The sequence below is a fragment of the Streptomyces sp. WAC05292 genome (assembly GCF_003949955.1).
Lineage (GTDB): Bacteria > Actinomycetota > Actinomycetes > Streptomycetales > Streptomycetaceae > Streptomyces > Streptomyces globosus.
The window spans coordinates 1-7,625 of the sequence record NZ_RPSE01000315.1; the positions used below are offsets into that span (position 1 = coordinate 1).

General features: G+C 72.9%; 6 protein-coding genes. All 6 read right to left on the bottom strand.

All coding sequences use genetic code 11. The features are described 5' to 3' along the window. Nucleotides 1–992: EamA family transporter RarD (rarD, locus tag EF903_RS25100; RefSeq protein ID WP_125546821.1), on the bottom strand; the 992-nt coding region annotated here is incomplete at its 3' end. A 175-nt stretch (nt 993–1,167) separates the two neighbouring features. Continuing rightward, nucleotides 1,168–2,025: an NAD(P)H-binding protein gene (locus tag EF903_RS25105; protein ID WP_125546823.1), complete on the bottom strand. Its 858-nt coding sequence runs from the start codon at nt 2,023–2,025 to the stop codon at nt 1,168–1,170. Nucleotides 2,026–2,195: 170 nt separating this feature from the next. Beyond that, complete coding sequence (locus EF903_RS25110; RefSeq protein WP_125546825.1) at nt 2,196–3,263, bottom strand: 2-oxoacid:ferredoxin oxidoreductase subunit beta; 1,068 nt, start codon at nt 3,261–3,263, stop codon at nt 2,196–2,198. Then, a complete protein-coding gene (locus tag EF903_RS25115) occupies nt 3,256–5,214 on the bottom strand; it encodes a 2-oxoacid:acceptor oxidoreductase subunit alpha (RefSeq protein ID WP_125546827.1) in 1,959 nt (652 codons plus the stop codon). The genes EF903_RS25110 and EF903_RS25115 overlap by 8 nt, the downstream gene beginning before the upstream one ends. 248 nt (nt 5,215–5,462) lie before the next feature. Further along, nucleotides 5,463–6,122 carry a response regulator transcription factor gene (locus EF903_RS25120; RefSeq protein WP_312845960.1) on the bottom strand — a complete coding sequence of 220 codons (660 nt, stop codon included), beginning with the start codon at nt 6,120–6,122 and terminating at the stop codon, nt 5,463–5,465. A gap of 189 nt (nt 6,123–6,311) precedes the next feature. After that, nucleotides 6,312–7,604 carry a sensor histidine kinase gene (locus EF903_RS25125; protein ID WP_125546831.1) on the bottom strand — a complete coding sequence of 431 codons (1,293 nt, stop codon included), beginning with the start codon at nt 7,602–7,604 and terminating at the stop codon, nt 6,312–6,314. Nucleotides 7,605–7,625 lie beyond the last annotated feature (21 nt).

The following is a 7,625-nucleotide window of genomic DNA, read 5'->3' on the forward strand; positions in this document are numbered from 1 at the left end:
TCCCCGCACGTTCCGTTCAATCCCCAACGGAATCCCCGGAGCCCCCACATGAGCCTGTCCGTCTCCAGGCGTCTTGCCGCCGCGCCGGCGGAGGCCAGGCGGGCCCGCGAGGCGCGGGCGGTGCGGAGGGCGTCCCAGGTCAGCACGGCGAGTGCGGCCCAGACGAGGGAGAAGCCGATCCAGCGCTCCGTGGGCATCGCCTCGTGGAAGTAGAGGACGCCGAGGGCGAACTGGAAGACGGGCGCGAGGTATTGGAGCAGCCCGAGCGTGGACAGCGGGACGCGGATCGCGGCCGCCCCGAAGAACACCAGTGGCACCGCGGTCACGAGTCCGGTCGAGGCCAGGAGCGCCGAGTGCGCGAGGCCCTCGGAGCCGAAGGCGGCCTGTCCCTGCAGGCCGAGCCAGACGAGGTAGGCGAGGGCGGGCGGGAAGAGCAGGGCGGTCTCGGCGGCCAGCGACTCGACGCCGCCCATGTTGAGCTTCTTCTTGATCAGCCCGTACGCGGCGAAGGAGAAGGCGAGGACCAGCGAGATCCACGGCGGGCGCCCGTACCCGACCGCGAGCACCACCACCGCGGCGAAGCCGATCCCGACCGCCGCCCACTGGGCGCGGCGCAGCCGCTCGCCGAGCAGGAGGACGCCGATGGCGATGGTGACGAGCGGGTTGATGAAGTAGCCGAGGCTGGACTCGACGACCGCGCCGTTGTTGACCGCCCAGATGTACAGGCCCCAGTTCACGGAGATCACCGAGGCGGCGAGCGCGGTCAGGCCGAGCTTGCGGGGCTGCCGGGCGAGCTCGCGTATCCATCCCCAGCGGCGCAGGGCCAGCAGCAGGACGCCGACGACGGCCAGCGACCACACCATGCGGTGGGCCAGGATCTCGACCGCCCCGGCGGGCTTGAGGAGCGGCCAGAACAGGGGCACCAGGCCCCACATCCCGTACGCGCCGAATCCGTAGAGCAGACCCGTGCGCTGCTCGTTCTCCGCCTTCACGAAGGCCTCCCGTCACATTCCGGCCAACCTCACGACGAACTTAACGCCGCGGAGGGCGGATGTCATGCCCGTAAAGGCGAGATACTCATGACAGATTCCGGACCTTGTGCGGTCGGCGCCGGGCGGACTCACGGATTCCGCCCGGCGGCGGGGCGTGCGGAGGGCGGGCGGCGGGTCAGCCCGCCAGGGCGGCGGAGATCGCGGCGGAGATCGGCGTGGCGGGCCGGCCGATCAGTCGGGCCAGGTCGCCGCCGGTGTGGGCGAGGCGGCCGCGGGAGATCGCCGCGTCCACGTCGACGAGGAGCGCCGCGAAGTCCTCGGGCACGCCTGCGCCGGTCAGGATCGACAGGTGGGCGTCGGCCGGCACCTCGGTGTAGGCGACCTCGCGGCCGGACTGCGCGGCGACCTCGGCCGCGTACTCGGCGAGGCTCCAGGCGGTGTCGCCGGAGAGCTCGTACACCTTGTTCTCGTGGCCCTCGCCGGTCAGGACGGCCGCCGCCGCGGCGGCGTAGTCGGCGCGCGCCGCGGAGGCGATGCGCCCGCCGCCCGCGCTGCCGACGACGGCGCCGTGCTCCAGGACGCCGGCCAGGTGGCCCGTGTAGTTCTCGTGGTACCAGCCGTTGCGCAGGAAGGTGTGGGGCAGGCCGGAGTCGAGGATCGCCTGCTCGGTCGCCTTGTGCTCGGCCGCCAGCTCGAAGTCGGCCTCCGGGCCGCCGAGGATGCCGGTGTAGGCGAGGAGGGACACGCCGGCGGCCTTGGCCGCGGCGATCACGGCGGTGTGCTGCGGGATGCGGCGGCCCACCTCGTTGCCGGAGACCAGCAGGACGCGGTCGCCCCGGCGGAAGGCGCCGGCCAGGCTCTCGGGCGAGTCATAGTCGGCGATGCGGATCTCCACCCCGCGTTCGGCGAGGTCGGCGGCCTTCGCCCGGTCCCGGACGACGGCGGCCACCTCGGCCGCGGGGACCCGGCGCAGCAGCTCCTCGACGACGAGGCGGCCGAGGGCTCCGGTGGCTCCGGTGACGACGATGCTCATGGCGGGTGCTCCCTTGCGGTGGGGCGCGGGGCGTCTCCCCGGCTCACGCACACCACCCTACAGAAAGCGCTAACTTTTTGAAAGTGAAGGGGGTGCGCCCGCACACCGCACACGACGAGGCCCGGAGCTCCTGGCGGAGCCCCGGGCCGGGGAACGGTGCGCCGGCCGGTTCAGCCGACGACGGTCCAGGTGTCGTTGCCGGCGAGCAGCGCGGCGAGGTCGCCCTCGCCCTTCGCCTCGGCGGCCGTCTCCAGCTGCTCGGCCATGAGCGTGTCGTACACGGGCCGCTCCACGCTGCGGAAGACGCCGATCGGCGTACGGTGCAGGGTGTCGGGGTCGGCCAGCCGGGACAGGGCGAACGCCGTGGTGGGGCTTGCCGCCCGGGCGTCGTGGACCAGGACGCGCGCCTCGTTCTCCGCGGTGACCTCGACGACCTCCAGGTCCCCGGTCGCCGGATCGCGCACGACGCCCTTGCCGCCTCCCGCCCCGAAGCGGATCGGCCGGCCGTGCTCCAGGCGGATCACGGCCTCCTCGGCCCGGTCCTTGTCCTTCAGGGCGTCGAACGCGCCGTCGTTGAAGATGTTGCAGTTCTGGTAGATCTCCACCAGCGCCGTGCCCGGGTGGTCCGCGGCCGCCCGCAGCACCTCGGTGAGGTGCTTGCGGTCGGAGTCGACGGTGCGCGCCACGAACGACGCCTCCGCGCCCAGCGCCAGCGACACCGGGTTGAAGGGCGCGTCGAGCGAGCCCATCGGGGTCGACTTGGTGATCTTCCCGAGTTCGGAGGTGGGGGAGTACTGCCCCTTGGTCAGCCCGTAGATCCGGTTGTTGAACAGCAGGATCTTGAGGTTGACGTTCCGCCGCAGGGCGTGGATCAGGTGGTTGCCGCCGATGGACAGCGCGTCGCCGTCACCGGTGACGACCCACACCGACAGGTCGCGCCGCGAGGTGGCCAGCCCCGTCGCGATGGCGGGGGCGCGGCCGTGGATGGAGTGCATCCCGTACGTGTTCATGTAGTACGGGAAACGCGAGGAGCAGCCGATGCCGGAGACGAAGACGATGTTCTCCCGTGCCAGCCCGAGCTCCGGCATGAAGCCCTGCACCGCGGCGAGCACGGCGTAGTCGCCGCAGCCGGGGCACCAGCGGACCTCCTGGTCGGACTTGAAGTCCTTCATGGACTGGCGGGCCTCGGCCCTCGGGACCAGCGAGAGCAGGCTCGCCGTGTCGGTCGCCTCAGTCATTGATGGCCTCCTCCAGTACCTTCGCGAGCTGCTCCGCCTTGAACGGCATGCCGTTGACCTGCGTGTACGAGCGGGCGTCGACCAGGTAGCGGGCCCGCAGCAGGGTCGCGAGCTGCCCGAGGTTCATCTCCGGCACCACGACCGTGTCGTAGCTCCGCAGCACCTCCCCGAGGTTGCGCGGGAAGGGGTTGAGGTGGCGCAGGTGGGCCTGGGCGACCGGCAGGCCGGCGTAGCGCAGCCGCCGGACGGCGGCCGTGATGGGGCCGTACGTGGAGCCCCAGCCGATGACCAGGGTCCGGGCGCCGTCCGGGTCGTCGACCTCCAGGTCGGGGACCTCGATGCCGTCGACCTTGGCCTGGCGGGTGCGGACCATCAGGTCGTGGTTGGCGGGGTCGTAGGAGATGTTCCCCGAGCCGTCCTGCTTCTCGATGCCGCCGATGCGGTGCTCCAGGCCCGGCGTACCCGGGACGGCCCACGGGCGGGCCAGCGTTTCGGGGTCCCGCTTGTACGGCCAGAAGACCTCGGTGCCGTCCCGGAGGGTGTGGTTCGGCCCGTCGGCGAAGGCGGTCCGCAGATCGGGCAGCTCCTCCTGGTCGGGGATCCGCCAGGGCTCGGAGCCGTTGGCGAGGTAGCCGTCGGACAGCAGGAACACCGGCGTCCGGTAGGTCAGCGCGATGCGGGCCGCGTCCAGGGCGGCGGCGAAGCAGTCCGCCGGGGTGCGCGGGGCCACGATCGGCACCGGCGCCTCGCCGTTGCGCCCGTACATGGCCTGCAGCAGGTCCGCCTGCTCGGTCTTGGTGGGCAGGCCCGTGGACGGGCCGCCGCGCTGGATGTCCACGATCAGCAGCGGCAGCTCCAGGGAGACCGCCAGGCCGATCGTCTCCGACTTCAGCGCCACGCCCGGCCCGGAGGTGGTGGTGACGCCGAGCGCGCCGCCGAAAGCGGCGCCGAGGGCGGCGCCGATGCCGGCGATCTCGTCCTCGGCCTGGAAGGTCCGCACGCCGAAGTTCTTGTGCCGGCTCAGCTCGTGCAGGATGTCCGAGGCCGGGGTGATCGGGTACGAGCCGAGGTAGAGCGGCAGGCCGGCCTGCCGGCTCGCGGCGACCAGCCCGTACGACAGGGCGAGGTTCCCGGAGATGTTGCGGTAGGTGCCGGTCGGGAACGCGCGGGTGGCCGGGGCCACCTCGTAGGAGACCGCGAAGTCCTCGGTCGTCTCGCCGAAGTTCCAGCCCGCGCGGAACGCCGCGACGTTCGCCTCGGCGATGTCGGGCTTCTTGGCGAACTTCCGGCGCAGGAAGTCCTCCGTGCCCTCGGTCGGCCGGTGGTACATCCAGCTCAGCAGGCCCAGCGCGAACATGTTCTTGCTGCGCTCGGCCTCCTTGCGGGAGAGCCCGAAGTCCTTCAGCGCCTCGACCGTGAGGGTCGTCAGCGGCACGGGGTGGATGTTGTACGCGCCCAGCGAGCCGTCTTCCAGCGGGGAGGTCTCGTAGCCGACCTTCGCCATCGGGCGCTTGGTGAATTCATCGGTATTGATGATGATCTCCGCGCCGCGCGGAACATCGGCGATGTTCGCCTTCAGCGCGGCCGGATTCATCGCCACCAGCACGTTCGGGGCATCGCCCGGTGTGAGGATGTCGTGGTCCGCGAAATGCAACTGGAACGAGGAGACGCCGGGCAGCGTGCCGGCGGGGGCCCGGATCTCGGCCGGGAAGTTCGGCAGGGTGGAGAGGTCGTTCCCGAAGGCCGCCGTCTCCGAGGTGAACCGGTCGCCGGTGAGCTGCATGCCGTCCCCCGAGTCACCCGCGAAGCGGATGATCACCCGGTCGAGGCGGCGCACTTCCTTCCCGCCGCCGCCCGGGCCGGGGGGCGTCCTCTGCTCGCCGACGACTGCCGGCTCGGCGCCGCCGGCCCCGTCGGCCTGCTCGGCTGGGCTACTGACCTGACTGGTCACTGAACTGGACCTCCTTCGAGGCGTGGCGTTGCCGCTCCAAGGCCCACCCTACGACGCCGGGCCTGCCCATATCGGGGACGTTCATACTCCGGACCGCCGCACAAGACGGCCTCCGGTCAGAATTCCGCGAGATTCCGCGGCAATCCCGGGGATTCACCCATTCCGAATTTTTCGGCGGCGTTCAGGAAAAGGTGTGAATCCCCGGCCGGCGCCCGGGCCCGGAGCGGCGGTGAGGAGGGCCGGGAGGGTCAGGAGCGCAGGTAGGCCAGGACCGCCAGGACACGCCGGTGGTCGCCCTCGCTCGGCGACAGGCCGAGCTTCATGAAGATGTTGCCGACGTGCTTCTCGACGGCGCCGTCGCTGACCACGAGCTGCTTGGCCACCGCCGAGTTCGTCCGGCCCTCCGCCATCAGCCCCAGCACCTCCCGCTCGCGCGGGGTCAGCCCCGCCAGCACGTCCTGCTTGCGGCTGCGCCCCAGCAGCTGGGCGACGACCTCCGGGTCGAGCGCGGTGCCGCCGCGGGCGACGCGGACCACCGCGTCCAGGAACTCGCGGACGTCGGCCACCCGGTCCTTGAGGAGGTAGCCCACGCCGGTGCTGGAGCCGGCCAGGAGCTCGGTGGCGTACTGCTCCTCCACGTACTGCGACAGCACGAGCACCCCGACCCCGGGGTGGCTGCGGCGCAGCCGTACGGCCGCCCGGACGCCCTCGTCCGTGTGCGTCGGGGGCATCCGCACGTCGGCCACGACCACGTCGGGCAGCGCGCCCTCGGCCCCCAGCTCGTCCACCGTCTTGATCAGGGCTTCCGCGTCCCCGACGCCCGCGACGACGTCGTGCCCCCGGTCGGTCAGCAGCCGCGTCAGCCCCTCCCGCAACAGCACCGAGTCCTCGGCGATGACCACCCGCACCCTGTCTTCCACGATTCCGCAGCTCCCGCGTCCACTCGTCCGTTGTGCCGACGCGGCCAAGCATTCCAGGCCGGGGGCGCGTACGGGGGCGCACACGGGGCGCGTTCGGGAGGGGCAGTCAGCGGAACCACGGGCTCCGGCGGGGTGGGCGGCGTCCGGGCGGCGCCGCCGCGGACGGCGGCCGACCGGTCAGCGGGACCGCCAGGGCAGCTCTGCGGTGACGGTGGTCGGGCCGCCGCCGGGCGAGTCGACGACGAGCACGCCGTCCACCGCGCCCAGCCGCTCGGCGAGCCCCGCGAGCCCCGTGCCGCCGGAGCCCGGGCGGGCCCCGCCGCGCCCGTCGTCGGCGACGCGGACCAGCAGCCGCGGCCCCGACTTCCAGACGTCCACGTGGGCGGCGGTGGCGCGCGCATGGTCGCTGATGTTCTGCAGGAGCTCGCAGACGGTGAAGTAGGCGATGCCCTCGATGGCGGGGGCGGGCCGTTCGGGCAGGTCGACGGCGACCGCGACGGGCACCGTGCAGCGCGAGGCGACCGAGGAGAGGGCGGCGTCCAGGCCGCGGTCGGTGAGGACCGCCGGGTGGATGCCGCGCGCCAGGTCCCGCAGCTCCTTCAGCGCGAGCTTCACCTCGCCATGGGCCTCGTCCACCAGGCGGGCGGCGGCCTCCGGGTCCTCGGCCGCCTTCTCCTTCGCCAGGCCCAGCCCCATCGCCAGCGCCGCGAGCCGGGCCTGCGCCCCGTCGTGCAGCTCCCGCTCGATGCGCCGCAGGTCCGCGGCCGCCGTGTCCACGACCACGCCCCGGTCCGACTCCAGCTCCGAGACGCGGTGCGCGAGGAGGGACGGCCCGAGCAGCCCGCGGACGAGCAGCAGGTCCACGCCGGCCAGGGCCCGTACGACCCACGGGGCGGCCAGCACCAGCACCAGGCCTGCCAGGCCGGCCAGCGCGACCTCCGCCGGCGCATCGAGGTCGAAGGTGTCCTCGCCGTTCTGGAACAGCCGGAGGCCGGGCTGGTCCGTGAACACCGGGAACACCCAGAACCACAGGGGGTACAGCAGCAGCGACCACGCGGTCGTCCACAGCGTCAGGGCGGTGCAGAACGCGAACACCGCCCAGGGGAACCACACCACCGCGTACACGGTGTGCCGCCAGGCGCTCCCGCTCTTCAGCAGCGCGGCCATCGCGCCGAGCACACCGCGCCCGCCGGCGGCCTTCGCGCCCGGCCGGACCGCCGGCAGGGGCTCCGGGTCGGCGACCTCGGCCCCCAGCATGACTCGCGCCCGGGCCCGCTCCAGCCACCCGAACCCGCGGCACATCAGCAGCACCCCGGCCAGCACCGGGATGCCCACGAAGGTCACCAGCAGACCGGCGGCCAGGCTCAGCCCGGTGATCGCGAGGGAGAAGTAGACGGTCGCCGCCGGCAGCGACAGCAGCACGTACGCGAACTCCCGCCACGCCCGCGCCGACACCGGGGCCAGCAGCATCCCGCCGACCCCCCGCACTGC